Annotated in this window: 26 protein-coding genes; 13 read left to right on the top strand and 13 right to left on the bottom strand. The window is 30.9% G+C overall.

Features of this window, described 5'->3' with window-relative positions:
* The first annotated feature begins 37 nt into the window (after window positions 1-37).
* From AC1XJX_RS07830 to AC1XJX_RS07810, 5 genes are read left to right on the top strand one after another with little or no spacing between them, the layout of a single operon-like run.
* Window positions 38-1,066 (top strand): M20/M25/M40 family metallo-hydrolase, encoded by a 1,029-nt coding sequence (locus tag AC1XJX_RS07830; protein ID WP_482003416.1) that lies wholly within the window; start codon window positions 38-40, stop codon window positions 1,064-1,066.
* Window positions 1,059-1,742, top strand: coding sequence for an SDR family NAD(P)-dependent oxidoreductase (locus AC1XJX_RS07825; protein WP_482003415.1), 684 nt, complete (start codon window positions 1,059-1,061; stop codon window positions 1,740-1,742). Before AC1XJX_RS07830 ends, AC1XJX_RS07825 begins: the two co-directional genes overlap by 8 nt.
* An 8-nt stretch (window positions 1,743-1,750) precedes the next feature.
* Entirely contained in the window at window positions 1,751-2,347 is a 597-nt protein-coding gene (locus AC1XJX_RS07820; RefSeq protein WP_482003414.1) for a SprT-like domain-containing protein, read from the top strand.
* Between the two features lie 4 nt (window positions 2,348-2,351).
* Window positions 2,352-3,431 carry a mannose-1-phosphate guanylyltransferase gene (locus AC1XJX_RS07815; RefSeq protein ID WP_482003413.1) on the top strand — a complete coding sequence of 360 codons (1,080 nt, stop codon included), beginning with the start codon at window positions 2,352-2,354 and terminating at the stop codon, window positions 3,429-3,431.
* 2 nt (window positions 3,432-3,433) lie between these two features.
* On the top strand, window positions 3,434-4,918 hold the full coding sequence (locus AC1XJX_RS07810; protein ID WP_482003412.1) for a DUF389 domain-containing protein: 1,485 nt from the start codon (window positions 3,434-3,436) through the stop codon (window positions 4,916-4,918).
* A 12-nt stretch (window positions 4,919-4,930) separates the two neighbouring features.
* On the opposite strand, the gene AC1XJX_RS07805 is transcribed toward AC1XJX_RS07810, so the two are convergent.
* Both AC1XJX_RS07805 and AC1XJX_RS07800 read right to left on the bottom strand, forming a co-directional pair.
* Complete coding sequence (locus tag AC1XJX_RS07805) at window positions 4,931-5,686, bottom strand: ABC transporter ATP-binding protein (protein ID WP_482003411.1); 756 nt, start codon at window positions 5,684-5,686, stop codon at window positions 4,931-4,933.
* A 2-nt stretch (window positions 5,687-5,688) separates the two neighbouring features.
* Window positions 5,689-6,426 carry an MlaE family ABC transporter permease gene (locus tag AC1XJX_RS07800; RefSeq protein WP_482003410.1) on the bottom strand — a complete coding sequence of 246 codons (738 nt, stop codon included), beginning with the start codon at window positions 6,424-6,426 and terminating at the stop codon, window positions 5,689-5,691.
* Window positions 6,427-6,534: 108 nt separating this feature from the next.
* Between AC1XJX_RS07800 and pafA the strand changes: the two genes are divergently transcribed.
* On the top strand, window positions 6,535-8,169 hold the full coding sequence (gene pafA / locus AC1XJX_RS07795; protein ID WP_482003409.1) for an alkaline phosphatase PafA: 1,635 nt from the start codon (window positions 6,535-6,537) through the stop codon (window positions 8,167-8,169).
* A gap of 40 nt (window positions 8,170-8,209) precedes the next feature.
* Entirely contained in the window at window positions 8,210-8,977 is a 768-nt protein-coding gene (locus AC1XJX_RS07790) for a DNA/RNA non-specific endonuclease (RefSeq protein ID WP_482003408.1), read from the top strand.
* An 88-nt stretch (window positions 8,978-9,065) separates the two neighbouring features.
* Here the strand turns inward: AC1XJX_RS07790 and AC1XJX_RS07785 are convergent, their stop codons facing one another.
* From AC1XJX_RS07785 to gcvP, 4 genes are all read right to left on the bottom strand, one after another.
* Window positions 9,066-9,914 (bottom strand): glycosyltransferase family 2 protein, encoded by an 849-nt coding sequence (locus tag AC1XJX_RS07785; RefSeq protein ID WP_482003407.1) that lies wholly within the window; start codon window positions 9,912-9,914, stop codon window positions 9,066-9,068.
* A 24-nt stretch (window positions 9,915-9,938) separates the two neighbouring features.
* Entirely contained in the window at window positions 9,939-10,460 is a 522-nt protein-coding gene (locus AC1XJX_RS07780; RefSeq protein ID WP_482003406.1) for a class I SAM-dependent methyltransferase, read from the bottom strand.
* Window positions 10,461-10,463: 3 nt separating this feature from the next.
* The gene (locus AC1XJX_RS07775; RefSeq protein ID WP_482003405.1) at window positions 10,464-11,522 is read right to left on the bottom strand and encodes a 3-oxoacyl-ACP synthase III family protein; all 1,059 of its coding nucleotides are present in this window, start codon (window positions 11,520-11,522) and stop codon (window positions 10,464-10,466) included.
* Between the two features lie 101 nt (window positions 11,523-11,623).
* Window positions 11,624-14,473 carry an aminomethyl-transferring glycine dehydrogenase gene (gene gcvP / locus AC1XJX_RS07770; protein ID WP_482003404.1) on the bottom strand — a complete coding sequence of 950 codons (2,850 nt, stop codon included), beginning with the start codon at window positions 14,471-14,473 and terminating at the stop codon, window positions 11,624-11,626.
* 119 nt (window positions 14,474-14,592) lie between these two features.
* On the opposite strand from gcvP, the gene AC1XJX_RS07765 reads away from it, so the two are divergent.
* On the top strand, window positions 14,593-15,426 hold the full coding sequence (locus AC1XJX_RS07765) for a UbiA prenyltransferase family protein (RefSeq protein WP_482003403.1): 834 nt from the start codon (window positions 14,593-14,595) through the stop codon (window positions 15,424-15,426).
* Here AC1XJX_RS07765 and AC1XJX_RS07760 read toward each other — a convergent pair.
* From AC1XJX_RS07760 to AC1XJX_RS07740, 5 genes are all read right to left on the bottom strand, one after another.
* On the bottom strand, window positions 15,420-15,683 hold the full coding sequence (locus AC1XJX_RS07760; protein WP_482003402.1) for a hypothetical protein: 264 nt from the start codon (window positions 15,681-15,683) through the stop codon (window positions 15,420-15,422). The genes AC1XJX_RS07765 and AC1XJX_RS07760 overlap by 7 nt on opposite strands.
* 2 nt (window positions 15,684-15,685) lie before the next feature.
* The gene (locus AC1XJX_RS07755) at window positions 15,686-16,240 is read right to left on the bottom strand and encodes a sigma-70 family RNA polymerase sigma factor (RefSeq protein ID WP_482003401.1); all 555 of its coding nucleotides are present in this window, start codon (window positions 16,238-16,240) and stop codon (window positions 15,686-15,688) included.
* 50 nt (window positions 16,241-16,290) lie between these two features.
* Window positions 16,291-18,327 carry a M3 family metallopeptidase gene (locus AC1XJX_RS07750; RefSeq protein WP_482003400.1) on the bottom strand — a complete coding sequence of 679 codons (2,037 nt, stop codon included), beginning with the start codon at window positions 18,325-18,327 and terminating at the stop codon, window positions 16,291-16,293.
* 151 nt (window positions 18,328-18,478) lie between these two features.
* A complete protein-coding gene (gene purE, locus AC1XJX_RS07745) occupies window positions 18,479-18,958 on the bottom strand; it encodes a 5-(carboxyamino)imidazole ribonucleotide mutase (protein ID WP_482003399.1) in 480 nt (159 codons plus the stop codon).
* A 2-nt stretch (window positions 18,959-18,960) separates the two neighbouring features.
* Window positions 18,961-20,118: a 5-(carboxyamino)imidazole ribonucleotide synthase gene (locus tag AC1XJX_RS07740; RefSeq protein WP_482003398.1), complete on the bottom strand. Its 1,158-nt coding sequence runs from the start codon at window positions 20,116-20,118 to the stop codon at window positions 18,961-18,963.
* Between the two features lie 133 nt (window positions 20,119-20,251).
* Here AC1XJX_RS07740 and AC1XJX_RS07735 point away from each other — a divergent pair, with 133 nt between their 5' ends.
* From AC1XJX_RS07735 to AC1XJX_RS07720, 4 genes are all read left to right on the top strand, one after another.
* The gene (locus AC1XJX_RS07735; protein WP_482003397.1) at window positions 20,252-21,379 is read left to right on the top strand and encodes an adenylate kinase; all 1,128 of its coding nucleotides are present in this window, start codon (window positions 20,252-20,254) and stop codon (window positions 21,377-21,379) included.
* The gene (locus AC1XJX_RS07730) at window positions 21,363-21,587 is read left to right on the top strand and encodes a PLD nuclease N-terminal domain-containing protein (protein ID WP_482003396.1); all 225 of its coding nucleotides are present in this window, start codon (window positions 21,363-21,365) and stop codon (window positions 21,585-21,587) included. The genes AC1XJX_RS07735 and AC1XJX_RS07730 overlap by 17 nt, the downstream gene beginning before the upstream one ends.
* 39 nt (window positions 21,588-21,626) lie before the next feature.
* Complete coding sequence (gene obgE / locus AC1XJX_RS07725; RefSeq protein ID WP_482003395.1) at window positions 21,627-22,625, top strand: GTPase ObgE; 999 nt, start codon at window positions 21,627-21,629, stop codon at window positions 22,623-22,625.
* Window positions 22,626-22,703: 78 nt separating this feature from the next.
* Complete coding sequence (locus tag AC1XJX_RS07720; RefSeq protein ID WP_482003394.1) at window positions 22,704-23,222, top strand: DUF4136 domain-containing protein; 519 nt, start codon at window positions 22,704-22,706, stop codon at window positions 23,220-23,222.
* A 4-nt stretch (window positions 23,223-23,226) separates the two neighbouring features.
* On the opposite strand, the gene AC1XJX_RS07715 is transcribed toward AC1XJX_RS07720, so the two are convergent.
* Both AC1XJX_RS07715 and AC1XJX_RS07710 read right to left on the bottom strand, forming a co-directional pair.
* Window positions 23,227-24,618, bottom strand: a complete 1,392-nt coding sequence (locus AC1XJX_RS07715) for a T9SS type A sorting domain-containing protein (protein ID WP_482003393.1) — start codon at window positions 24,616-24,618, stop codon at window positions 23,227-23,229.
* A gap of 5 nt (window positions 24,619-24,623) precedes the next feature.
* Window positions 24,624-25,130, bottom strand: coding sequence for a hypothetical protein (locus AC1XJX_RS07710; protein ID WP_482003392.1), 507 nt, complete (start codon window positions 25,128-25,130; stop codon window positions 24,624-24,626).
* A 150-nt stretch (window positions 25,131-25,280) separates the two neighbouring features.
* Between AC1XJX_RS07710 and AC1XJX_RS07705 the strand changes: the two genes are divergently transcribed.
* Window positions 25,281-26,567 (top strand): hypothetical protein, encoded by a 1,287-nt coding sequence (locus AC1XJX_RS07705; protein ID WP_482003391.1) that lies wholly within the window; start codon window positions 25,281-25,283, stop codon window positions 26,565-26,567.
* The last annotated feature ends 104 nt before the right edge of the window (window positions 26,568-26,671 follow it).

The raw sequence follows: 26,671 nt of genomic DNA, 5'->3' as shown, positions 1-26,671 counted from the left end.
CCATTAGTTTTTTATCTTTAAAACTTTAATTTATACTATGAAAAATATATATTTAGTTATTGTGTTATTCCTTTTTTTAGGCTGTAAAAATTCAACAGTGATAATTAATAATGAAAACCCCAGTTTAAATCAAATACCAAAACCTTCAAAAAATGATATTATTTTTACATCATCTTTAAAAACATCAAAAAATTATGATGTAAGTAGTGATGTTTTAAAAGCAACAGTTTCTTATCTAGCTTCAGATGAATTGGAAGGCAGAAATACGGGTACCTCAGGAATAGAAAAAGCAGCACTTTTTATTGAAAACAGTTTTAAAGAAAACAATATTAAGCCATATTTTGAAACCTACAGAGATAGTTTTGATTTGAAAGGTTTGAGTGCATATAATATAGTTGGGTTTATTGAAGGTTATGATGAAAAGTTAAAAAACGAGATTATTATAATCGGAGCTCATTACGATCACATAGGAACCGTAAAACAAGTTGAAGACGATGTTGTAGCAAATGGTGCAAATGATAATGCAGCTGGTACAAGTGCTGTTTTAGAAATAGCTAATTATTTTGCGGCTACAAAAAGTAATAAACGCAGTATTTTGGTGGCTTTGTTTACAGCAGAAGAAATGGGTTTAAAAGGATCTGAAAATTTAGCAAAACAACTCAAAAATAAAGATATAGATTTATACACCATGCTAAATTTTGAAATGATTGGTGTACCTTTTGTAAATAGAGATTATATTGCTTTTGTTACAGGTTATGAATTGTCAAACTTATCTGATAAAATTAATGAATACGCAAATTTTAAACTAACAGGTTATTCTGAAGTGTCTAAGAAATACAATTTGTTTAGACGTTCAGATAATTATGTTTTTTATGAGTTTTTCAATGCGCCTAGTCAAACTATTTCAAGTTGCGATTTAACAAATTATGATTATTACCATCATGTTGATGATGAAGCTGATAAACTTGATTATGAGCATATGGCAAATTTAATTAATAAAATGATTCCTGCGATAGAAACCATGTGTAATACACCAACAAAGGAAATAAAAATGAATAATGAGTAAAAATATTATTATTACAGGAACAAGCCGTGGTATTGGTTTTGAGTTAGTTAAATTATTTTCAAAAGATGGACATCAAGTTTTGGCGCTTTCTCGGAATGAAAAACCAATTCATAATTTGAAATTAAATAATGTGTATTCTTTTTCCTTTGATTTAGGTGATACTCATGCTTACAGAAAAGTTGAAGATTTTATTAAAACTAATTGGAAACAAGTTGATATTTTAATAAATAATGCAGGTGCTTTACTTAATAAACCGTTTTCTGATACAACTATTCAAGATTTTGAATCTGTATATAAAACCAATGTATTTGGGGTTTCGGAGTTAACAAGGGTTGCATTGCCATTTATGAAAAGCAAAAGTCATGTTGTAACCATCAGCTCAATGGGTGGCGTACAAGGCAGTATGAAGTTTCCTGGATTAGCAGCATATAGTTCAAGTAAAGCGGCTGTAATTACATTAACTGAATTGTTAGCCGAAGAATATAAAGAATCTGGCATTTCATTTAATGTATTGGCTTTAGGCGCTGTGCAAACAGAAATGCTTGAAGAAGCATTTCCAGGATATAAAGCACCAACAACGGCTCTAGAAATGGCAAAATATATTTTTGATTTTTCTTTAAATGGGAATACATATTACAATGGTAAATTGTTGCAGGTTTCTAGTTCTACGCCTTAATTTACCTCATGCAAAATCAACTTGTAAATTACCTACCTGAAAACACAATTATTAAAGTTCTAAAACTTTTAGAACACGATAATTTATTAGTTAAAATAAAGAATGAACGTAAAACACGACATGGAGATTATATGCGATTACCTAATGGTAAGCATCAAATAACCATCAATTCAAACTTAAATAAGTATCGGTTTTTAATCACTCTTATTCACGAAATAGCTCATTTTGAAGCCTATAAAACCTTTGGTAAATTTATTAAACCACATGGTTTAGAGTGGAAACATACATTTCAACATTTAATGCTTCCATTTATAAATCCACAAACCTTTCCAAATGATATACTGCCTCTATTGGCTAAACATTTTAAAAACCCTAAAGCTTCTAGTGATTCAGATGTGCAATTAGCCTTAGCTTTAAAGCAATTTGACGAATCAAATGGCAGAACATTTATTTTTCAAGTACCTTTAGGGAGTGATTTTAAATTGTATAATGGTAAGGTTTTTAGAATGGGAGAAAAGCGCGTAAAACGTTTTGAATGTGTGGAGTTAAAAACAGGAAGGTTATATTTATTTAATCCAAATGCAGAAGTAGAAATATTAAAATAATAATATGAACAAGAATTATTATGCCATTTTAATGGCAGGAGGCGTTGGGTCTAGGTTTTGGCCAGTAAGTACAGAAGATTTTCCTAAGCAGTTTCATGATATGTTGGGAACTGGTGATACGTTAATCCAAAAAACGTTTCATCGTTTAGCACATTTAATTCCAAAAGAAAACATCTATATACTAACTAATGAGCGTTACAATAATTTGGTTTTAGAGCAATTGCCAGAAGTAACACAAAAGCAAGTAGTTTTAGAACCTGCCATGAGAAATACAGCCCCTTGTATTTTGTATGCATCCTTAAAAATCCAAAAAGAAAATCCAGATGCTGTAATGATTGTGGCGCCAAGTGATCATTGGATAGAAGATGAAGCAACTTTTTCAAAAAACGTAAAACAAGCTTTTGATTTTTGCGAGAGTAATGATGCGTTAATGACTTTAGGTATTCAACCAACATTCCCAAATACAGGTTATGGTTATATTGAATTTGATAACGCTTCCTCCCAAGCGATAAAATCAGTAAATCAATTTAGAGAAAAACCAGATTACGAAACGGCCAAACAATTTATTGCACAAGGTAATTTTTTATGGAACGCGGGTATTTTTATGTGGAGTGCTAAAACAGTAATTAATACTTTTAAGAATAGTCAACCTAAGTTATACGAACTTTTTGAATCCGGAATTTTAGCTTATAATACAGAAAATGAAAGTGATTTTATAAAAGAAAATTACCCGAAAGCAGAAAATATTTCGGTGGATTATGCTATTATGGAAAAATCTGATAATGTATATGTTATTTCTGCTGAGTTTGATTGGAATGATCTTGGCACATGGGGAAGTTTATATGATAAGTTAGATAAAGATGAAGACGGAAATGCAGTTGTTAATTCCAGAACGTTAACCGAAGATGCTTCTGGTAATATGATACGAACCAAAAACAATAAAATTGTTGTAGTTGATGGTTTGAAGGATTACATTATAGTTGATAAAGACGAAGTTTTGCTTATCTTTCCTAAAGCAAAAGAACAGGACATCAAGAAAACACTTCAAAATGTAAAAAATAAGTTTGGAGTACAATATGGTTAATTATGAGTGTAGAAAGTAAATTTAACTTTTCTGAAGAAGAAAAGGTTAAAAGTCAACAATCTGTTGATGAATCTAAAGAGGCTGTAAAAAAAGATGCTCAAGGATTATTTAAAAGTATAAAGACTTTTATTAGTGAATTACTTGATTTTCGTGATGATACCGATCGTGATGCTACTATTCAAGCTATAAAAAACGATATTAATTTAAAAGGGGCAACTGCCTGGATATTGATTTTTGCCATTTTTGTGGCTTCCATTGGTTTAAATGTAAGTTCTACAGCGGTAGTAATTGGTGCCATGTTAATTTCTCCACTTATGGGGCCTATTTTAGGTGTTGGTATGTCATTAGCAATTAATGATATTGATACACTAAAAAGGTCTTTAATTAATTTGTTGGTTATGGTTTCATTAAGTATCATAACTGCATTTTTGTATTTTAAATTATCACCTTTAACCGAATTGACACCAGAATTAGAAGCAAGAACTCAACCTAATATTTTAGACGTTTTTGTGGCCATATTTGGTGGTTTAGCTCTTATTGTTGCTAAAACAAAAAAAGGTACTATAGCATCCGTTATTTTTGGTGTAGCTATAGCAACAGCTTTAATGCCTCCATTATGTACAGCAGGATATGGATTAGCTGTTGGGAATATGAAGTTCTTTTTTGGTGCTACTTATCTATTTACAATAAACACTATTTTTATAGCACTTTCTACATTTTTGGTGCTTAAAATATTACGTTTTCCAATGCTTAAATATGCAAATTCAAAACGCAGACGTTTAATTTCTAGATTTGCTACCTTAATTGCTATTGTTGTTATGATTCCTGCAAGTTTTACTTTTTGGAATGTTTATAATCAAACAAAATTTAAAGTAGAGTTAAATAAGTTTTTAGAATTTGAAGTAAAATCTAATGATGCTTTACAGTTAATGAATTTTGATAGTGATTTCGAAGGAAAAACGATTGAACTTAATTTCTTTAACGAGGTTTCTGATGCGACTAAACAAGACTTGCTTAACGAACTAAAAAACAATCCACTTTATCCTGATTTAAGAGATGTTACTCTGAAAATAAAAGGGAGTGATACAAAAAGTTATGAGTTAATATCTAACGCATACCAAGATGCTAGAGAAGAATTGAAATCTAGTAAGAATATTATTTCTGGTCTACAAAAGGAAATTGAAGATTTAAAATCCGAAATAGTATTATTAAATCAGACATTAGAACAGAATAATCAGAAATTAGGTGGTATTGCTTTTTCAACCTTGTCTAGAGATGCAAAAGTAAGATTTAATGAGTTGCAGTATTTTAGTTTTTCTAATACCTTGGAGTCTAAAGATTTTATAAAAGTTGACACACTAAATGTTGCTTCTGTAAAATGGAGCCCAGGAATTAAGGACAGTATACTTAAGGTTACAGAAGATAAACTTAGCGAGTGGTTAAAACAAGAATTACAAGTTAAAAATGTTATTATTAAACGTAACTAATTAAATGTTTTCTTAAATATACATTTTTCTAACTTTTTTAAATAAGTTTGAGGAGTAAACAAAATCTGTAACCACTTCGTTATCTGTTTTAAAAATGGTTTCTTTTGAGCCTTCCCAAGCTTTTAATCCATCTTTAAGAAATACAATTTTCTCTCCTATTTCCATAACTGAATTCATGTCATGAGAATTAATTACTGTGGTAATTTGATACTCTTCAGTGATTTCTTTTATAAGATTATCAATAACAATAGCAGTTTTTGGATCTAATCCCGAATTAGGTTCGTCACAAAATAAATACATGGGGTTGTTTACAATTGCTCGTGCAATGGCAACCCGTTTTTGCATACCTCCAGAAGCTTCACTGGGCATCTTTTTATGCGCATCATCAAGATTTACACGTTTCAAAACAAAGTCTACCCGATCTTGCATTTCACTTTTACTTTGTTTGGTAAACATACGAAGAGGAAACATCACATTTTCAGCGATAGTCATAGAGTCAAACAAGGCACTGCCTTGAAATACCATACCTATTTTTGCGCGGATATTACGTTTTTCATCTTCTGTCAACTGAGCAAATATTTTTCCGTCATAAGAAATAGAGCCTTCTTCATAGTCAAATAGACCTAAAAGGCATTTTAAAAATACGGTTTTACCAGAACCACTTTGCCCGATAATAAGATTGGTTTTTCCTTTTTCAAACGAAGTTGAAATACCTTTTAAGATATGTGCATCACCAAATGACTTATGTAAATTTTTAACTTCTATCATTATTAACTTAAAAGCATTTGGGTTAGTAAATAATTTAAAAGAATAATTACTACACTCGTCCAAACGAATGATGTAGTACTGGCTTTACCAACTTCTAAAGCGCCACCTTTCATGTAATAGCCATGAAATGAGGGAATTGTTGCTAAAACAAATGCAAAAACAAAGGTCTTTATAAACGCATAAGTAATATGAAAAGGTATAAAATCGGTTTGAATACCTAATATATAATCATCAAGAGAACTAAATCCACCATAAACACAGGCAGCCATACCTCCTAAAATACCTAAAAACATAGCTATTGATATTACAAATGGATATAGTAAAAGTGAAATAAATTTTGGAAAAACTAAATAGTTTAAAGAGTTAATTCCCATAACTTCTAAGGCATCTATTTGTTCTGTAACTCGCATAGTACCTATGCTAGATGTGATGAATGATCCTACTTTTCCAGCCATGATAATAGATATGAAAGTAGGAGCAAATTCTAAAACAATAGATTGTCTTGTTGCAAAGCCAACCAAGTATTTAGGGATTAAAGGGTTATTAATATTTAATGCTGTTTGAATAGTAACAACGCCACCAACAAAGAAGGCAATAAAGGCGACAATACCTAGAGAGCCAATTATTAAATCGTCAATATCTTTTAAAATAAGTTGTTTCATCACAGACCATTTTGTTGGTTTACGAAACATTTCAGCAATCATTAAAAAATAGGCTCCTATATTGTGCAGGTAATTCATAAACAAATTTGTATTTGCTAAAGTAAAAAAAAGTTACAGGTATTTAACTTTAATTTTAAATTATGATGTATTAAAATCAGTATTTTTGAAGATAATATTATTACAGTTATGAAAAAAATACTTGTTACTTTATTTATACTTACTATTAGTTTTTCAGCGGAAGCTCAAAATGAAAACTTAAAGTCAAAACCAAAATTAGTGGTTGGTATAGTGGTTGATCAAATGCGTTACGATTATTTAACCCGTTTTTACAATAAGTACAGTGAAGGTGGTTTTAAACGAATGATTAACGAAGGCTTTAATTGCAAGAATAATCATTTTAATTATATACCAACTAAAACCGGACCAGGTCATGCATCAATTTTTACTGGTACTACTCCTAAATATCATGGTATAATAGCTAACGATTGGTATGATAAAGAAATAAAAAAAATGGTTTATTGTGCCCAAGATGATTCCGTTTTAGCTGTAGGAAGTAACTCTGAATTTGAGCGTATGTCTCCTCAAAGAATGAAAACCACAACTTTTTCAGACGAAAATAGACTGTTTACTCAAATGAGAGGAAAAACAATAGGAATTTCTTTAAAAGATCGCGGTGCCATTTTACCTGCAGGTCATTCTGCTAATGCCGCTTATTGGTTTAGAGGAAAGGAGGAAGGTAATTTTATAACAAGTACACATTATTTAAACGAATTACCTGAATGGGTCAATGATTTTAATAAATCTAAAAAAGTTGAATCTTATCTTAAAGAATGGAATACTTTATATGATATTCTAACCTACATGGAAAGTGGTGATGATTTAAATAATTTTGAAGGAGGTTTTAAAGGAAAAGAAACTGCAACATTTCCATATGATTTAAAAGAATTATCCAAAACAAATTCTGGATTTGATATTTTAAAAGTCACACCTTATGGAAATAATATAGTTACAGATTTTACTATTGCAGCTATTATTGGAGAGCAATTAGGAAGTGATAATGATACTGATGTTTTAACCGTTAGTTACTCGAGTACAGATTATATTGGACATAATTTTGGGGTAAATTCTAAAGAGATTCAAGACACTTACCTTAGATTAGATTTAGATTTAGAAAGACTTTTTAAAGTTTTAGATGAAAAAGTTGGAAAAGGAAATTATACCATTTTTTTAACAGCAGATCATGGTGCTATTGATGTACCTTCTTATTTACAAACAGCAAAAATACCCTCTGGTTATCTAAATAATAAGACAACAAGAAATAAAATAGAAGCGTTTTTAACCAAAGCATTTAGTGCTTCAGATCTGATTGAAAATATAAGTAACGAACAAATATTTTTGAATAGAAATAAAATTAAAAATTTAGATTTAGAGTTAGATGATGTACAAGAAGCCATTGTAAATGAAGTTATTACTTATAAAAATATAGATAAAGCATATGCTGCTTTAACTTTAACTGAAAATTCATTTAGAACGGGAGTTGAAGGATTATTACAAAACGGATTTAATCAAAAGCGTTCTGGAGATATTGTGCTAGTTCCAGATCCGGGATATATTTCTTACAGTATAACTGGGTCTACTCATGGTAGTGGTTTTAGTTATGATACCCATGTGCCACTTTTGCTTTTTGGAAAAGGTATTATGCATGGTGATACTTTTAAAAAGACAGAAATAACAGATATAGCCCCAACCATGTCTGCTTTGTTAGGCATAAGCTACCCTAATGCTTGTATTGGGCAACCATTAGATTTTGTTTTAGAATAGTTTGGTTAGAAGAAAAATTTATTGGTTAATAGCTATTCTCATGCTTTTGGGAGTATATGGCTATGAGTATTTTTTAGTTAAAGAAGAAAAAGTTAAAATTATTGAAATTGGTAAAACAGTTAAAAGAAATACCAACGAATATTTTTTACCAACTAGTACTACAGGTCAAATTATCCATCATCAAGGCTATTCTTTGTCATACAGTGAACCACATGAACAAGCTGAATGGGTTGCTTATGAATTAAAAAAGGCGCATTTATCAAATACAAATTTTAAACGACCTTATTTTGAAATTGACGAAGCCGTAAAAACAGGTGCTGCAGATTGGAGAAATTATAAAAAATCGGGATTTGATCGTGGACATTTATGTCCTGCTGGAGATAGAAGATATAGCCAGTTGGCTCATGATGAAACTTTTTTAACGAGTAATATAAGTCCGCAAAAGCACGATTTTAACTCAGGAATTTGGAATACTTTAGAGCAAAAAGTTAGGTATTGGGCGAGTAAATACAACGGCGTATATGTTGTTACAGGTGGCGTTTTAAAAGGAAATATGAAAACTATTGGAGTTGAGCGAGTTGCTGTTCCTAATCAGTTTTTTAAAATCTTGATTGATAACAATAACGGAAAAACTAAAATGATTGCTTTTTTAATGTCTCATCAAAACTCTGATAAACCCTTATATGATTTTGTTGTTTCTGTTGATGAAGTCGAAGCATTAACTGGAATCGATTTCTTTCCAGAATTGGAAGATGCTATTGAGAACAAGTTAGAAGCTTCAAGTAGTTTTAAAGATTGGAGTTTTTAGTATTGGTTATTAATTGTTGGGATTTGGTTCTTGAAATTTGGAATTTGATTCTTGGTTGGTTTGTCATATTGAGTGCAGTCGAAGTGTCTTATTTTACTTTACTAAAAATACCTTTCCAACGTAAATTTCGAATAAAGTTGCCTTCATCTTCAGAAACTAAATAATCAATGTTTTCTTTTTTAGCTTTAAAATAACCAGCTAAATAATCTTTAAACAACCATAAACTTTTCTTTTTGTAAGCTAGTTTTAAAGCTGAAATAAAAGTAATAAAAAAGCCATAACGCATTTTGTACATAGCTTCACCTTGTAAGTATTTAGAGGCTTTATTATAGCTAATTCCGGTAGGCTTTAAGTGTTTTACATGAAGTGATTCATCAGTTAAAATGTTCCAATCATAGTATTTGGCGAGTAGTTCATCAACAGTGTCCCAACCCATAGACGGTTTTAGTTTTCCAATTTGTAAAAAGCAATCTTTTTTGTAGGCTTTAAGCGCGCCACGAATATGATCTTTTCGAGTAAGGTTTTCAAGAATCCAATCATCATTTTTTTCAATGTAACAAAAACCTGACGCCATGCCAAGTTTATCATCATTTTTAAAGTGAATTGCTAACTGCTGCAAATAATTATCGGGAAAAATTAAATCGGCATCGAACTTACAGATGACATCATAGTCATCATCAAGCATTTCATAACCTTTGTAAAATGCATTTATAATTTTTGTTCCAGGTAAATGTTGATTAGTAGATTTTACGTTTATTAATGAAATGTATGGATATTTACCAACATAAGATTCAATAATATTTTGAGTGTTATCTGTAGAATGATCATTTACAACTAAAATCCATTTAGGTAAAAGGGTCTGATTCACCAAAGAATTTAAAGTAAGCCCTATAGAACTTTCTTCATTATGAGCTGGTATGACGATGTAGAAATTCAAAAATGAAATTTTAGTTTTTCAAAGTTAAACTCTTTCAGCATATACAATGTAATATCTTGGAGTAAACCATCGAAGTATCGGTCTTAGTCCTATTTTTTTTGTTGGATTAGTCCATTTATCAGTAGCTATAATTTTCCAACCAGCTTTCTCGAATAACCAATCAAACTGCCAATCCTCAAACTCATGGTAATGTCTGTCCCACATATCTGTTTTACTTCTGTAAGACGAAGAAAACCATAATTTTAAAGGCACACTAGCTACTATTTTATTCGCTTTTATACTTTTTAGTACTGTGAAGGGTGATAATAAATGCTCAAAAATTTCAAAAGCAGTTACAACTTCGGCCTCAGATTTTTCAATGTTAGTAGTGTCTAAATCTAAATCTTCACCTTGAGTGTTTTCAATAGTAAAACCATGTTCTATCATAATTTTGGAAAATGGATTTTCAACACCCAAATCTAAAATAGTTTCAGATGTAGAAACATGTTTTTTCAAAAACTCAATAGTATGTTTAAATCGCTTATTAGGAAACGTTTTTTCGTACATGCATTAATGTTTATAAACAATCGCATTAATATTCATACCAGCTCCAACACTAGCAAAAATAATAACATCATCTTTATTTATTTTTTGATCTTTAAGGTCTCCATTTAAAATCAAATCATATAAAGTAGGAACGGTGGCAACACTAGAATTTCCAAGTTTACCAATACTCATTGGCATAACACCTTGAGGTATTTCCATATTGTAAAGTTCATAAAAACGTTTTACAATCGCTTCATCCATTTTTTCGTTTGCTTGATGGATTAGTATTTTTTTTAATTCGCTTATATTAATACCGCTTTTATCTAAACAAGCTTTCATTGCCATAGGTACATGTGTTAATGCGAATTCGTAAATTTTTCTACCATACATTTTGATGTATCGGCGGTTATCTTTTATGTTTTGATTATTAGTTTCTCCAAAATAAATATAATGGGCTTCATCCAACGAATAAGTTGCCGTTTCATGAGTTATAATGCCACCTGGTTCGTTTGTTGATTCTAATATCACAGCACCAGCGCCATCAGAATAAATCATAGAGTCTCTATCGTATGGATCGATAACACGAGATAGGGTTTCGGCACCAATAATTAAGCATTTTTTTGCAATACCAGATTTTATAAAGGCATTGGCTTGAATAACACCTTCAACCCAACCAGGACATCCAAAAAGTAAATCGTAACCAACACATTTTGGGTTTTTGATTTGCAAAAGATGTTTAACACGTGATGCTATACTGGGCACCGTATCGCTTTGTATACTATCTTTCCTTAAATCACCATAATTATGCGCTACAATAATATAATCGATGTCTTCTCTATTTATTTTTGCTTTTTCAATTGCTTTTTCTGCAGCAAAAGCTGCTATATCTGAAGTATTTAAATGGCTCTTTGCGTAACGTCTTTCATCAATTCCAGTAATTGCTTTAAATTTCTTAACAATAACTTCGCTAGATGCATTTATATGAGAACCATCACTATTAAGAAACTCATGATTATGAAAGTTTTCATTGGTCTCAATATAGTCTGGTATATAACTTCCAGTTCCAGTAATTTTTATATTCATAAAATTATAATTGCCTTAAATCAAATAGTTTTAGCAATATAATAGCTTTTTAATTTAAGGCAATTTATTTTTAGTTTAATTTACGATGTTCAAAATGCTTTTTAGGCTTCCATATAAGCTTCGATAGGGGTACACGAACATATTAAATTTCTATCTCCATAAGCATCATCCACACGTCTTACACTAGGCCAGAATTTATTTTGCTTTACATAGTCTAAAGGGAAAGCCGCTTTTTCGCGTGAGTAAGGTAAATACCATTCATCAGAAGTTATCATTTCTAAAGTATGTGGTGCATTTTTTAAAACATTATTTTCATCATCCTTTGAAATAATATCAATTTCTTTTTTGATAGAAATCATGGCATCACAAAAACGATCCATTTCAGATTTACCTTCACTTTCAGTTGGCTCGATCATTAAAGTTCCAGCTACAGGGAAAGAAACGGTTGGTGCATGAAAACCATAATCCATTAATCGTTTTGCAATATCTACAACTTCAATACCATTCGCTTTGAACGGACGGCAATCAACAATCATTTCATGTGCTGCACGACCACGCTCTCCAGAATAAAGTGTTTCGAAGCTGCCTTCTAAGCGTTTTTTAATATAGTTCGCATTTAAAATAGCAATTTTTGTAGATTGAGTTAGGCCTTCCGAACCTAACATTTTGATATATCCATAAGAAATCAAGCAAGCCAATGCAGAGCCAAAAGGAGCGGCAGATATAGCAGTGATAGCTTGGTCTCCACCAGTTTTAATTAAAGGATTTCCCGGTAAAAATGGCACTAATTGTTTTGCAACACAGATTGGGCCAACACCTGGTCCACCACCGCCATGAGGTATCGCAAACGTTTTATGTAAGTTTAAGTGGCAAACATCAGCTCCAATATTACCTGGGTTGGTTAACCCTACTTGCGCATTCATGTTAGCACCATCCATATAAACTTGTCCTCCATTGTCATGAATTAACTGCGTTATTTCTTTTATAGCAGATTCATAAACCCCGTGGGTAGATGGATATGTTACCATAAGTGCAGATAAATTATCTTTATATAATTCTGCTTTTTCACGTAAGTCATCAACATCAATATTCCCTTCAGCTGTTGATTTCGTTACAACTACTTTCATACCTGCCATAACAGCACTTGCTGGATTTGTTCCGTGTGCAGATGATGGTATTAAACAAATATTTCTATGAAAATCTTCACGAGATTCATGATAAGCTTTTATAACCATTAAACCTGCAAATTCACCTTGAGCACCAGAATTTGGTTGTAAAGATGTTGCTGCAAAACCAGTAATTTCAGTTAATTGATCTTCTAATTCTTTAAGGACTGTTAAATAACCTTTGGCTTGCTTTAGAGGCGCAAAAGGATGAATATTGCCCCATTTAAACCAACTTAAAGGGAGCATTTCAGAAGCTGCATTTAGCTTCATGGTACAAGAACCTAAAGAAATCATGGATTGATTTAATGCTAAGTCTTTACGTTCTAAAGATTTTATGTATCGCATCAATTCAGTTTCTGAATGGTATGTGTTGAAAACTGTATCGGTTAAAAATTCCGAACGACGTTGTAAAGATTCAATTATTTTATTGGAAGATTCAACTTCAGAAATTATAATAGTTTCTTTTTTAGCTGCTTCAGCGAAAACATAAATTAAATAATTAATATCTCTAATAGCTGTTGTTTCATTTATTGAAATGGTAACAGTTTCGCTGTCTGGGTAAAATAAATTAACTTTCTTTTCTTTAGCAACGGATTTTATATTTTTTGAATCCGTTTTTATTTGAATGGTATCAAAATAAGAAGTGTTAACTTGATTATAGCCTAATTTTTCTAATGCATTTACAAGTGCATTGGTGTTATTATGAACTTTATTAGCTATGAATTTTAACCCTTCAACACCATGATAAACCGCATACATACTAGCCATTACAGCTAAAAGTACTTGTGCTGTACAGATATTAGAAGTTGCTTTATCACGTTTTATGTGTTGCTCTCTTGTTTGTAAGGCCATTCTTAAAGCTCGGTTTCCATTAGCATCTTTGGTCACGCCAATGATACGTCCAGGTAAGTCTCTTTTGTAAGCTTCTTTTGTTGCAAAAAAAGCGGCATGTGGTCCTCCATAACCCATCGGGATTCCAAAACGTTGCGTAGTACCAACAACAACATCGGCTCCAAATTTACCAGGCGCTTCTAATTTTATTAAACTTAAAATATCAGCAGCAACAGCTACTTTAATTTCAGCGTCATTAGCTTTGTTAATAAAGGTTTTTATATCTGTTATTTGTCCATCTTTTCCAGGGTATTGAAGTAAAGCTCCAAAAAATTCGGATGAAAAGTCAAAAGTTCCTTCGTCACCAAGTACGAGTTCAATACCAATTGGGTTAGCTCTTGTTTGAAGTAGTGATAAAGTTTGTGGTAAAATATTATTTGAAACAAAAAATTTACAAACGTTATTTTTCTTTTGGTCACGCTCTCTTACGGCAAACAATAAACTCATTGCTTCAGCAGCAGCAGTGCTTTCATCAAGCAGGGAAGCATTAGCTATTTCCATACCAGTCAAATCAATAACCATCGTTTGGAAATTTAAAAGCGCCTCTAATCTACCTTGGGCAATTTCAGCTTGATAAGGTGTATATGCTGTATACCAACCTGGATTTTCCAAAATATTTCTTTGGATAACCGCTGGCATAATGGTAGGATGATATCCTAAACCAATGTAAGTTTTGTACGCTTTATTTTTTTTAGATAACTCATGAATATGAAGTAAATATTCATACTCTGTCATAGGTTCATCTAAATTTAAAGGCTTTTTTAAGCGAATATCTTCAGGAATCGTTTCATTAATTAGTTGGTCTAAAGAGTTTACTCCAATAGTTTTCAACATGTCTTTTTGATCGGCTTCTCTTGGGCCAATATGACGAAGTGCAAAGGCGTTTGTATCCATTAAAAATAAGTTGCGTTTTTGTTTGCAAAATTACGTAATAATTTAAGTTGTTTTGTTATTGAAAATGAAAGTTTTTAACCAATTGAAAGTGTTATTAACACTTTGCTTACTTTTGTTTTATGAAGGTTTTAAAGCAGCTTTTTAATTTTTATATTGATAGTAGTATTCATGTGGCTTTTTCTGTTGTATCGTTAACATGGATTACCTTATTAGAATTCGAAATTCCTTTCGATTTTAAAATTCTATTGTTTGTATTGTCTTCATCTATAACAGGATATAATTTTGTTAAATATTTTGGTGTGGCCAAATTTCATCATCGTAGTTTAGCAAATAGATTACGATACATTCAATTTTTTTCGTTTCTATCTTTTATTTTGATGAGCTACTTTATATGGCAATTACAATCAATAACATTGTTATATATTTTAGCTTTTGGAATCATTACTTTCTTATATGCTATTCCTTTTTTGCCAAAACGTTTTTACATCGATAGCCAACATAATTTAAGGAACATTGGTGGACTTAAAATTTATTTAATAGCTTTAGTTTGGACTGGAGTTACCGTTTTTTTACCATTAATTGAAAATAGTTTTTCTCTTAATGATGATGTGTTTTTAACGGCTATACAGCGTTTCATTCTAATTATTGTTTTGATGCTACCTTTTGAAATCAGAGATTTAAGATACGATAGTTTAAAACTAGCTACTATTCCGCAGAAAATAGGAGTGAGACAAACCAAAATAATGGGGAGTTTGCTTTTGGGTATGTTTTTTTTATTGGAATTATTTAAAAATCAAACAACTTACATTGCTATAATTATTTTAGTCTTAATAACATCACTTACGTTGATTTTTTTGTTGTTTTCTAAAACAGAACAAAGGAAATATTATAGTGCTTTTTGGGTAGAAGGTTTGCCGATTTTTTGGCTTATTTTGTTGTTTTTGTTTTATTGAATGGAATGCTCTTTTAATGCGTTTTCAAAATCTTTTTTCATCGCTTCTTTAGTGTTTTTATCAAGGCAGTCTACTTTTGATATTTTGATTTTTTTAGTAAGTAAGGCGTTGTTTTTAGTATATTTTCTGCAAGCTTTACAATAAATTAAATGAATATTTAATTTAATTTTTTCTAAAAAAGTAGCTTCTTTATATTGAGATTTATCACAAGTGTGATTTGCTTCATCGCAGGGAATAAAAAATTTTATATTACTCATAATTAAAACCAATTTTCTTTTAAACAATCAGCCATTGCAGTTCGTGCTCTATGTATAATTACCCAAAGGTTAGACGCTGTAATATTTAATTCATTACATATAATTTCGGTTTCATACCCTAAAATAGTTTTCATTTTAAAAACTTCCGCTTGTTTTTCTGGTAATTTGTTAAGGCATTTGTGAATGGCATCACCAAGCTCTTCATTTTCTATAGTGTATTCAGCGGTTTTATCAAACGGATCTGCAACACGTTCTTCTAACCAATCGCCTTCACTCTCAGAATCTTCGTTATATGTAATTCTTATTTCTGCTTTTCCTTTATTAGAATTTATTTTACGATAATAATCTATAATTTTTCTTTTTAAAATCGATATTAGCCACGTGCGTTCACTAGCTTCACCTTTGAAATTTTTCATTGACTTTAAACCTGCCAAAAAAGTATCTTGAACAAGATCTTGAGCTATCTCTCTATCATTAACACGGGAAATCGTATAGTTGAATAGGTAATCAGAATACAAGTCAATCCAATTATTAGGATTTAATTGATGGTTAAGCATTAGTAAGCAATTTTTATTTTCTCAAAAATAGGGTAAAAAAATGAATTTTATTAAAACAATCCAGCACGTTTTAGTAATGCTTCTGGTTGAGGTTCTTTTCCGCGGAAGCGTTTGTATAATGTCATAGGATCTTCTGTACCACCTTGTGATAATACAAAATCTTTAAACTTATTAGCAACGTTTTTATTAAAGATACCAGCTTCTTTAAAATATTCGAAAGCATCTGCATCTAAAACCTCTGCCCATTTATAACTATAATATCCAGATGAATAACCTCCTTGGAATATATGAGAAAATGAGGTGCTCATACAATTTTCATTTACATCTGGGTATAATTTAGTGTTTTCAAAGGCCTTTGTTTCAAATGCTTTTACATCCTTTATGGTTTCTGTAGAGTCGCTAGCATGCCAACCCATATCTAAAAGACCAAAACTTATTTGTCTTAAAGTTTGCATGCCTTCATGAAAAGTAGCAGATTCTTTAATTTTTTTTATCAAATCCATTGGAATAATTTCTCCGGTTTCGTAGTGTGTAGCAAATAATTCTAAAGCTTCTTTTTCATAACACCAATTTTCTAAAACCTGACTTGGTAGTTCAACAAAATCCCAAAATACGCTAGTACCAGATAAACTTGGGTACGTTGTGTTTGCCAACATACCATGTAGCGCATGACCCATTTCGTGGAATAATGTGGTAACCTCGTTAAAAGTTAAAAGCGATGGTTTTGTTTTTGTTGGCTTGGTAAAGTTGCAAACTATAGAAATGTGTGGTCTGCTATTTTCTCCATTTTTGATATACTGAGGTTTAAATGAAGTCATCCAAGCGCCATTACGTTTGCCCGGTCTTGGAAAAAAGTCTGCATAAAAAATGGAAATTAAATCGCCATTATCATTGGTTACTTTATATGTTAAAACATCTTGATGGTATGTGTCTATGGTATCAATTTCTTCAAAGTGCAATCCAAATAATTTTTTAGAAATTGCAAATACACCGTTTATAACGTTTTCTAGTTTAAAGTATGGTTTTAGTTTTTCGTCATCTAAATCGAATAACTTTTGTTTTAATTTTTCGGCGTAATAAGAGCCATCCCATTTTTCTAAATGATCAATGTTATCTAACCCTTTTGCAAAATTCTGAAGGTTTGCAAATTCACGTAAAGCAGCAGGTTTTGCTTTTTCTAATAATTCATTTAAAAACGATGCAACTTTTTCAGGGGTTTTAGCCATTCGTTCTTCTAAAACAAAATGTGCGTGTGTTTTATAGCCTAACAATTGGGCACGCTCGTGGCGTAGTTTTACTATTTGAAGTACATTTTCTTGATTATCTAAAGTATCTCCTTTAAAAGCTTTTGCTCCAGCAGCTAAAGTTAATTTTTTACGTAATTCTCTATTATCAGCATAGGTTACAAAAGGAATGTAACTAGGGTAATCTAAAGTGAATAGCCAACCATATTTATCTTTGCTTTCGGCTAATTGTTTTGCTGCTTCAATAGCGCCTTCAGGGAGCCCAGATAAATTAGATTCATCAGTAATAAGCATTTCAAAATTGTTAGTTTCTGCTAAAACATTCTCACCAAATTTTAATTTTAACTGACTTAGTTTTTTATCAATTTCTCTCAGTTGTTGCTTTTTGTCTTCTGATAAATTAGCACCATTTCTTGAAAACCCTTTATATTTTTTTTCAAGCAATGTATTTTGTTCTGTTGATAATTGTAATGAATCTTTAGAATCATAAACTACTTTTACAAGTTTAAATAAATCTTCATTTAAAGTAATATCGTTACTGAATTCTGCTAATAAAGGTGAAACATCTTGAGCTATTTTTTGAATCTCTTCATTGGTTTCAGCAGAATTTAAATTAAAAAAAATACTAGAAATTCTGTCTAATTGTTCTCCAGAAAAATCTAGGGCTTCAATTGTGTTTTTGAAATTAGGCTTTTCATTATTATTAACTATAGCATCAATTTCATCTTTAGCATCTTTTATAGCTTTTTTGAAAGCTGGTAAAAAGTGATTATTCTTTATTTTTGAAAAAGGTGCTGTACCAAAATTGCTGTTAAACGATTTATTTAATATGTTTTCTGTCATTTTTCAATAAATATTTTAAAAAGTAAAAATTTATTATTCATGCATAATAAATTTTTTTTATGTTTGCGATTATTAATTTGTGGAGTGACTAACTCAAAAGAATTATTTGTTAATAGCTAAAAAGCCTTGAATTATTTCGAGGCTTTTTTTATTATAAGTCTTTTGCAGATTCGTTTACTTTTATTTTTAAGCCTTCTTTATAAGCCATAATTTTATCTAAAACACATTTGTCTGATACGCCTATAATTTGTGCAGCTAATATACCGGCATTTTTAGCGCCATTTAAAGCTACAGTAGCTACAGGAACCCCACCTGGCATTTGTAAAATGGATAATATAGAATCCCAACCATCAATAGAATTACTGCTTTTTACAGGAACCCCTATTACTGGTAGTGGCGATAAAGAAGCAATCATTCCTGGTAAATGTGCGGCACCACCAGCACCAGCAATAATTACTGAAAAACCTCTAGCATGCGCATTTTTTCCATAATCGAATAATTTTTCTGGAGTTCTATGTGCTGAAACAATATCAACTTCAACTTTAATATCAAACCCGTTTAATATATCAATAGCTTCTTGCATAACTGGCAAGTCGCTTTTGCTACCCATAATAACTCCAACTTTACTCATAATTATATACTTATTACTTTGATTGTCTTTTTAACTGCTTCTGCTATTCTTCTGGCTTCACTTAAATTTTCATTTACAATAGTAACATGACCCATTTTTCTGAAAGGGCGTGTTTGTTTTTTACCATAAATATGAGGTGTGACACCTTCCATTTTCATAATTTTTTCAATGTTTTCATAAACTACATCTCCTGTAAAACCTTCGGCACCAACTAAATTAACCATGACACCACCAACTTTACTTCCTGTTCGTCCTAATGGTAAATCTAAAATAGCTCTAATATGTTGTTCGAACTGAGATGTATAACTAGCCTCAATAGTTTGATGTCCAGAATTATGAGGTCTAGGTGCAACCTCATTTATTAAAATTTGGTCGTCTTCAGTTAGAAACATTTCAACTGCTAAAAGGCCAACATGATTGAAAGCTTTTGAAGTTTTTAAAGCAACTTCCTCAGCTTTTTTTGCAATTTCCTCAGAAATTCTTGCAGGACAAATAACATATTCTACTTGGTTGGCTTCTGGGTGAAATTCCATCTCTACAACTGGGTAGGTTTTGGTTTCTCCTGAAGCATTTCTGGCAACTATCACAGCTAATTCATTTTTAAAAGGCACCAATGTTTCTGCAATACACTCTCCTTTTGGTAGCCCTTCTAAATCTGAAAGATGTCTCACTATTTTAACGCCATTGCCATCATAACCAAATTGAGCTGCTTTCCAAACAAACGGAAATTTTAAACCGCCATTATTTATAGCATCTTCAATTTCTGATAGGTATGCAAAACGGGAAAAAGGTGCTGTAGGGATATTATTATCAACGTAAAATAATTTTTGCTTTGCTTTATTTTGAATGGTTCTTAATGTTTTTGATGAAGGATAGACTTTAACACCTTCTTTTTCAAGAGTTTCCAAGGCGTCAACATTTATGTTTTCAATTTCAAAAGTTAATACATTTACTCGCTTTCCAAAATTATAAACAGTATCATAATCCATTAAATTTCCCAAATGAAATTCATCACATGCAATTTTACATGGTGCATCTTCACTGGCTTCTAAAACAGCGGTATAAATATCAAATTTGCGGGTATTATAAAGCATCATTTTGCCTAACTGCCCACCGCCGAGAATACCGAGTTTAAAATTTGTAGAAAAGTAATTTGTCATGATTTATTGTTGATAATTCATTTTATACACGCAAAAATACACTTAAATCTTAAAATAGTTCCTAAAACATAAATCAAAAAATCGATATTAGGCAATCTATTGATTATCTTTGCCACTTTAAAAATTAATACCCGTGATAAAACTACACGACAAATATTTTAAACCATTTATTTCTGCAAAGCAAATTGATGAGGCTATGCAACGCTTAGCTCTTCAAATTGCTGAGGATATTGGTGATGAAATTCCTGTTTTTGTTGGGATATTAAATGGATCGTTTATGGTTGTGAGTGATTTTGTGAAAAAATATCCAAATCCTTGTGAAGTTACATTTATAAAACTAGCGTCTTATGAAGGCGTAAAATCAACAGAGGACATCCAGCGTTTAATTGGTTTAACACAAGATTTAACTGATAGAACTGTAATTATTTTGGAAGATATTATAGATACAGGAAATACATTACACGAGGTTTACAGGATTTTTAAAAATGAACAAGTGAAATCGCTAAAAATAGCAACCTTGTTCCACAAGCCAGAAGCTTATAAAAAAGATTTTAAATTACATTATGTAGGTATTGAAATTCCTAATAAATTCATTGTAGGTTATGGATTAGACTATGATGGATTAGGAAGAAATTTACCAGAAGTATATCAAATTAAAGAAACCCAATACATGACAAATTTAGTGCTATTTGGACCTCCAGGTGCAGGAAAAGGAACACAAGCAAACTTTTTAAAAGAGAAATATAATTTAGTACATATTTCAACCGGAGATGTTTTTAGGTACAATATTAAAAACGAAACTGCATTAGGTATGCTTGCTAAATCTTATATAGATAAAGGTGAGCTAGTTCCAGACCAAGTTACTATAGATATGTTAGAAGCTGAAGTTGAAAAAAACACGACAGCTAAAGGATTTATTTTTGATGGTTTTCCTAGAACCAATGCACAAGCCGACGCATTGGATGCTCTTATGGATAGTAAAGATTCTCAAATAAATGCTATGATTGCTTTAGAAGTAGATGATGAAATTTTAGTAGAGCGTCTATTAGGAAGAGGAAAAACGAGCGGAAGACCTGATGATGCAGATGAATCGATCATAAGAAATAGAATTAAAGAATATTACGATAAAACTGCCATTTTAAAAGACTACTATACTGCTCAAGATAAATATTTTGGAGTTGATGGTGTTGGAAGTATTGATGATATTACTCTGCGTTTAAGTTCTGTAATTGATAACTTACAATATGAATTTGGAAATTAATTTTGCTCTTGGTATATGGCAGCTTATTATAATTATAATTGCAGTGTGTTGTTTGCTTTTTCCAGTTTTAGCACTTATAAGTATTTTAAAAAATGATTTTAATGGTAATGATAAAATAATCTGGGTTTTAGTTGTTTTGTTTTTACCTTTCTTTGGAACAATCTTGTATTTTCTTCTAGGGAGGCCAAAAAGAATTAAAAATTTATAAAATTATTGTTTCCATATCTAATAACATTTTGCCTAAAACATGACTGAAGGAAATTTTGTAGACTACGTAAAAATGTTTGTTAGCTCTGGTAACGGGGGTAAAGGTTCTGCCCATTTGCATCGAGAAAAATATGTGGCTAAAGGCGGACCAGATGGAGGTGATGGTGGTAGAGGAGGTCATGTTATCGTTATAGGTAATAAGAACCTTTGGACACTTCTGCATTTAAAGTTTAAAAAACATATTAAAGCTGGCCATGGAGAACATGGTAGTAGCGGAAGAAGTTTTGGTTCTGATGGAGAAGATGTTTACATCGAAGTTCCATTGGGAACCGTTATTAGAGATACAGAAAGTAACGAAATACTTTTTGAAATAACGGATGAAGGGGAAGAAAAAATCTTAGCTCAAGGAGGTAAGGGTGGTTTAGGAAACTGGCATTTTAAAACATCAACAAATCAAACGCCTCGTTATGCGCAACCTGGGATTCCTATGGAAGAGAAATACGTAACCATGGAACTTAAGGTGCTGGCTGATGTTGGTTTGGTAGGTTTTCCAAATGCAGGAAAATCTACACTTTTATCAGTTATTACTTCAGCTAAACCTAAAATTGCTGATTATGAATTTACTACCCTAAAACCTAATTTAGGTATTGTAAAGTATCGTGAGTTTCAAACGTTTGTAATGGCTGATATCCCCGGAATTATTGAAGGTGCTGCTGAAGGAAAAGGCCTAGGACATTATTTTTTACGCCATATAGAGCGTAATTCTGTGTTATTGTTTTTAATACCAGCGGATGCTAAAGATATTAAAAAGCAGTATGATATTTTGCTAGATGAATTACGCCGTTACAATCCTGAAATGTTAGATAAAGAGCGCATTGTAGCAATTTCAAAATGTGACATGTTGGATGATGAGTTACAAGCAGAACTAAAAATTCAATTAGATAATGAGTTGCCTATTCCTTATTTACTAATTTCGTCTGTTGCGCAACAAGGCATAACAGAATTAAAAGATCTCCTTTGGAAGATTTTGAATGATTAATTAAATTGTCTTAAAATTTTATACTTAATAGTTTCTAGCATATTTTTTTAATTAACTTTATTAAAAAAAAATAAAGTTATGAAATCTCCCGTTTTTTTTATTCTAGCCATACTAATAGTGTCTTGTGCACCCATTCGTGTGACCTATGATTATGATTTACAAACCGATTTTAGCCATTATAAAACTTATAACTACTATAAAGATATGGAAACAGGTTTGAGTGAGTTAGATACTAAAAGGTTACTAGATGAATTGGATACATCAATGGCAATGAGAGGTTTTAGTTTAGTGGAAACTCCAGATTTTTTTATTGATATAAAAAGTGAACAATTTCAAATAAATCAACAGAATACCGTAGGTGTAGGTTTAGGTGGTGGTGGCAGAAATGCAGGAGGCGGTATTTCTATTGGGTTACCCATTGGACAATCTAATATCAACCGTCAAATAACTATCGATTTTGTTGATGAAAATAAAAAACAATTATTTTGGCAAGCTGTAAGTGAATCTAGTTTTAATCCAAACGGAACTCCCGAAAATAGAGAAGCTAAATTAAAGGCAATTGTAGAAAAAATATTATCTAAATATCCACCTAAGTAGTAATCTAGTTTTTTATGATTCTTTTATTGGACAAAAGAATGTTGTTTGAGTAAAAATTGGCAAGGTATAGGCCTGTACTATAGGCGCTAATATCTATTTGAAGTGTTTGTGAATTATCAACAAATAAAGTTTCTATTTTTTTACCGTCAATACTAACAATATCAATTTTCAAGCTTAAGTTGTTATTATTTTCAAACTTAAAATTTATCACATCATTAGTAGGGTTTGGGTACACGGTAATGCTTAAATTATTTAAAACACTATCGATTTCTTCAATTCCTAAACTAGAATAATTAATAGTCCAAGTTACCATACTTAAATGTATAGTTTCATGATTGTCTATTTTTAAAAAACTAGTATTATCTGTAACTATTGAATTTAAAGTGTTAATTCCTTCAATTAAATTAATTTCAAGTAAAGAAACCACTTCAACATTATTAGCAATATTTAGGCTATTTAAAACCCATTCGTTTTCTAAAGTATTTGGCTCAGGCTTTATTAAATTCAAATTAAAATCTATTGGGAAACTTGGATTGTTAACTGTATTTGAAATAGGCATATAAGAGTCGATAGGAGACACAAGATCATGTATTTTTTCTATCATACCTTCTTTACAAACAGAGCAAAAAGGCACACCTAAATAACGCATTTTACAATTTTGATGTGGCCTATTCCAAGTAGCAGCAGTGCCAGAAGAAGCATATGCATAAATTCCAACACTATTAATTCCTAGCCAGTTTTTCCATTTAACTAGGGCTGGATTAGTTTCTTGAGTCATATTTATAGCTTCAGCTGCCAATACATCTCCGGGGTAATATTCATCCTTTAAATCAAAAAGCGAATGCCCTAATTCGTGTATAGCAATTTCGTTGGCACTAGTACCAGTAGAAGTAAAAGGAAATTGTCCACCACTTCCTCCATACTCATCAGAATTCACTAATATGATGGTTTGATCGAATTCAGGGAAGTTATTTGCAAGTACCGTATTTATGGTTGCATAATCAGAGCTAAATAGCAATCTGTGGAAATTGAAACTATCATAACTCGTATTAAAATATGTGTCAACATTAATGATAGCTGATGCAGGTTCTATCACATCAGTCGCAGTTCCTGGATGATCTGAACCACTTTCATTCGAAGGCACTTTTATAATGTATACATTAAAGTAATTAGTGTATTCCACAAATGGTGATTGCGAAAACATATCAGTCATAAAATTTATGGCGTCGTTTTTAAACTTCGCAAATTCTGAAACTTGATAGCCTTCACTTAAAATAACGAGGTTAATTCTTTTATCATTATCACCGGAAACTTTTAAAGATTCAACCTCAAAAGTTTGTGTATGATGTATTTGAGAACTTATCAAAAAAAGTAATGTAATAAGTAGGTTTTTCATTTTGTTTATAGTATCGTCTTTATTAGGGCTTTTGAATTCTGTAAACTATCAGTAATTTTACTTATTGTTATCGACTTTGTTTTACTATGTAATTGTAATTTTAAAGCAAGTTGAGTGCTTTTCAAATGTATTTGTTTTTTCTTTAAAAATAAAGAATCATTTACAAACTCAACTGTTTGAATTAATGGATTTTTTATAATTTCACTTTGAATAGGATTAGAATTTTCATCCAACTGCATGCACTTTAAATCACCAATAGAAGCAGATTCGATAAAATTATTTTTATAATTTTTCAATTTACCATCGGTAATTTTTTTATTGATGAATGCAACTTCGGTTTCACCATTTTTAGTTTCTGATACATTATAGTTTAAAAAAATTAATTTAGGATTACTTTCAATTAATTCCTCTTTCTGCAGAATAACCTTTTTTAAGCCACAACTATAACCATTAATTAGGACTATTAATAGTAATAGCTTTAAAATAGTATTTTCGGGTTTTAACTTTTTCAAAACTAAAGTTTTTGAGATAAAACAAATATAGTAATTAATGTAAACACAAAATTTTATAGCTTCTAAAGCCTTTAACTTGCTGTTAATTAATTTGGTTTCTAGCCTTAAAATACTATTTTTCACAAAAATAATCAATCAAAAACAGTTATTATGAGTGCATTATCTTCAGATTCAAAATGGTCTTTCTTAGAGAAAATTGGTTTCAGATTTAGCTTTATTTATTTTTTACTTTTTATTGTTTTAAATAATAATGGCGCTTATCCTTTTTGGGTATTAATAGCTAATTATCCTACAAGTTTATTGCATAAGTTTATTCCTTGGCTTGGAGAAAAAATTCTTAAACTTCCTGAACAAATTACCACGTTTACTAATGGAAGCGGCGATACTACCTATGATTATGTTTGCATTTTTATGTTTTCTGTTGTTGCAGTTTTTGGGACTTTAATATGGTCTTTTTTAGATAGAAACCGAAGTAATTATAGAAAATTATATTATTGGATTACAGTTGCCATTCGTTTTTATGTTGCGCTAATGTTGATAAATTATGGATTAGTTAAAGTTATTAAACTCCAATTTCCATCTCCATCATTTTCTAGATTATTACAGCCCTATGGAGATTCATCTCCAATGGGTTTAGCTTGGACATTTTTGGGATTTTCTAAAGGGTATAATCTTTTTATAGGGATAGCTGAGGTTTCAGCAGGCTTGTTGTTGTTTAGAAGAACCATGACAGCTGGAGCTATTATTACTATAATGACAACAGCTAATGTTATGGCAGTAAATTATTTTTATGATGTTCCAGTAAAAATTCTTTCTACACATTTGTTTTTAATGACCCTATTTTTAATTCTAAAAGATTTAAAACCCATGTTTACATTTTTTTTCACTGGAAAAACAGTGAGTCTTTCAATAATAAAACAACCTACTAAACCAGATGAGAAATCATTAAAATTATTTTCTATAATAATGAAGGCTTTACTGATTCCCTACATTATAATTTTTGGAATAATTAATTTATCTAAATCTCAAAAAGTATATGGGGATGGCGCACCAAAACCTGATTTATATGGGTTATTTAAGATTAATATGTTTGAAAAAAATGGCGATACCATTTCAACCGATCTTAACAATACTGAAAGATGGCGTTATTTAATTTCAGAACGAAAAGGAAGTGTTCAAATTCATAATATTGATAAGTCGGTAAACTCTTATAAATCTGAGATTGATACTTTAAAAAATGAATTAAAGCTCGTAAGTTATAAGGATTCTACCGATATAATGACCATTAATTATAAAAAAACAGAAAACGAATTTACCTTTGAAACTTTATATAAAAACGATACTATTAAAGCAAGTGGTAAGATTTTAAATAAAGATAACTTTATATTGATGAACAGAGGTTTTAATTGGGCTAACGATTACCCGTTTAATAGATAAAAAAAGAGGTTTTTTGAGTTACTTTTTTTTAAATCAATTAACAAATGCAAGTATTTTTACGTTAAGTATTATCTTTATATCTACTAAAATAATAAATAACAAAA

This window comes from Flaviramulus sp., assembly GCF_982512915.1.
The sequence above is the reverse complement of the archived record's forward strand: the minus strand, read 5'-3'. Positions and strand labels throughout refer to the sequence as shown.

Excerpts from the sequence above, each read along its gene's own strand:
- AC1XJX_RS07830 (WP_482003416.1), top strand. The coding sequence starts at position 38 with ATGAAAAATATATATTTAGTTATTGTGTTATTCCTTTTTTTAGGCTGT.
- AC1XJX_RS07825 (WP_482003415.1), top strand. The coding sequence starts at position 1,059 with ATGAGTAAAAATATTATTATTACAGGAACAAGCCGTGGTATTGGTTTT.
- AC1XJX_RS07820 (WP_482003414.1), top strand. The coding sequence starts at position 1,751 with ATGCAAAATCAACTTGTAAATTACCTACCTGAAAACACAATTATTAAA.
- AC1XJX_RS07815 (WP_482003413.1), top strand. The coding sequence starts at position 2,352 with ATGAACAAGAATTATTATGCCATTTTAATGGCAGGAGGCGTTGGGTCT.
- AC1XJX_RS07810 (WP_482003412.1), top strand. The coding sequence starts at position 3,434 with ATGAGTGTAGAAAGTAAATTTAACTTTTCTGAAGAAGAAAAGGTTAAA.
- AC1XJX_RS07805 (WP_482003411.1), bottom strand. The coding sequence starts at position 5,686 with ATGATAGAAGTTAAAAATTTACATAAGTCATTTGGTGATGCACATATC.
- AC1XJX_RS07800 (WP_482003410.1), bottom strand. The coding sequence starts at position 6,426 with ATGAATTACCTGCACAATATAGGAGCCTATTTTTTAATGATTGCTGAA.
- pafA (WP_482003409.1), top strand. The coding sequence starts at position 6,535 with ATGAAAAAAATACTTGTTACTTTATTTATACTTACTATTAGTTTTTCA.
- AC1XJX_RS07790 (WP_482003408.1), top strand. The coding sequence starts at position 8,210 with ATGCTTTTGGGAGTATATGGCTATGAGTATTTTTTAGTTAAAGAAGAA.
- AC1XJX_RS07780 (WP_482003406.1), bottom strand. The coding sequence starts at position 10,460 with ATGTACGAAAAAACGTTTCCTAATAAGCGATTTAAACATACTATTGAG.
- AC1XJX_RS07775 (WP_482003405.1), bottom strand. The coding sequence starts at position 11,522 with ATGAATATAAAAATTACTGGAACTGGAAGTTATATACCAGACTATATT.
- gcvP (WP_482003404.1), bottom strand. The coding sequence starts at position 14,473 with ATGGATACAAACGCCTTTGCACTTCGTCATATTGGCCCAAGAGAAGCC.
- AC1XJX_RS07765 (WP_482003403.1), top strand. The coding sequence starts at position 14,593 with ATGAAGGTTTTAAAGCAGCTTTTTAATTTTTATATTGATAGTAGTATT.
- AC1XJX_RS07760 (WP_482003402.1), bottom strand. The coding sequence starts at position 15,683 with ATGAGTAATATAAAATTTTTTATTCCCTGCGATGAAGCAAATCACACT.
- AC1XJX_RS07755 (WP_482003401.1), bottom strand. The coding sequence starts at position 16,240 with ATGCTTAACCATCAATTAAATCCTAATAATTGGATTGACTTGTATTCT.
- AC1XJX_RS07750 (WP_482003400.1), bottom strand. The coding sequence starts at position 18,327 with ATGACAGAAAACATATTAAATAAATCGTTTAACAGCAATTTTGGTACA.
- purE (WP_482003399.1), bottom strand. The coding sequence starts at position 18,958 with ATGAGTAAAGTTGGAGTTATTATGGGTAGCAAAAGCGACTTGCCAGTT.
- AC1XJX_RS07740 (WP_482003398.1), bottom strand. The coding sequence starts at position 20,118 with ATGACAAATTACTTTTCTACAAATTTTAAACTCGGTATTCTCGGCGGT.
- AC1XJX_RS07730 (WP_482003396.1), top strand. The coding sequence starts at position 21,363 with ATGAATTTGGAAATTAATTTTGCTCTTGGTATATGGCAGCTTATTATA.
- obgE (WP_482003395.1), top strand. The coding sequence starts at position 21,627 with ATGACTGAAGGAAATTTTGTAGACTACGTAAAAATGTTTGTTAGCTCT.
- AC1XJX_RS07720 (WP_482003394.1), top strand. The coding sequence starts at position 22,704 with ATGAAATCTCCCGTTTTTTTTATTCTAGCCATACTAATAGTGTCTTGT.
- AC1XJX_RS07715 (WP_482003393.1), bottom strand. The coding sequence starts at position 24,618 with ATGAAAAACCTACTTATTACATTACTTTTTTTGATAAGTTCTCAAATA.
- AC1XJX_RS07705 (WP_482003391.1), top strand. The coding sequence starts at position 25,281 with ATGAGTGCATTATCTTCAGATTCAAAATGGTCTTTCTTAGAGAAAATT.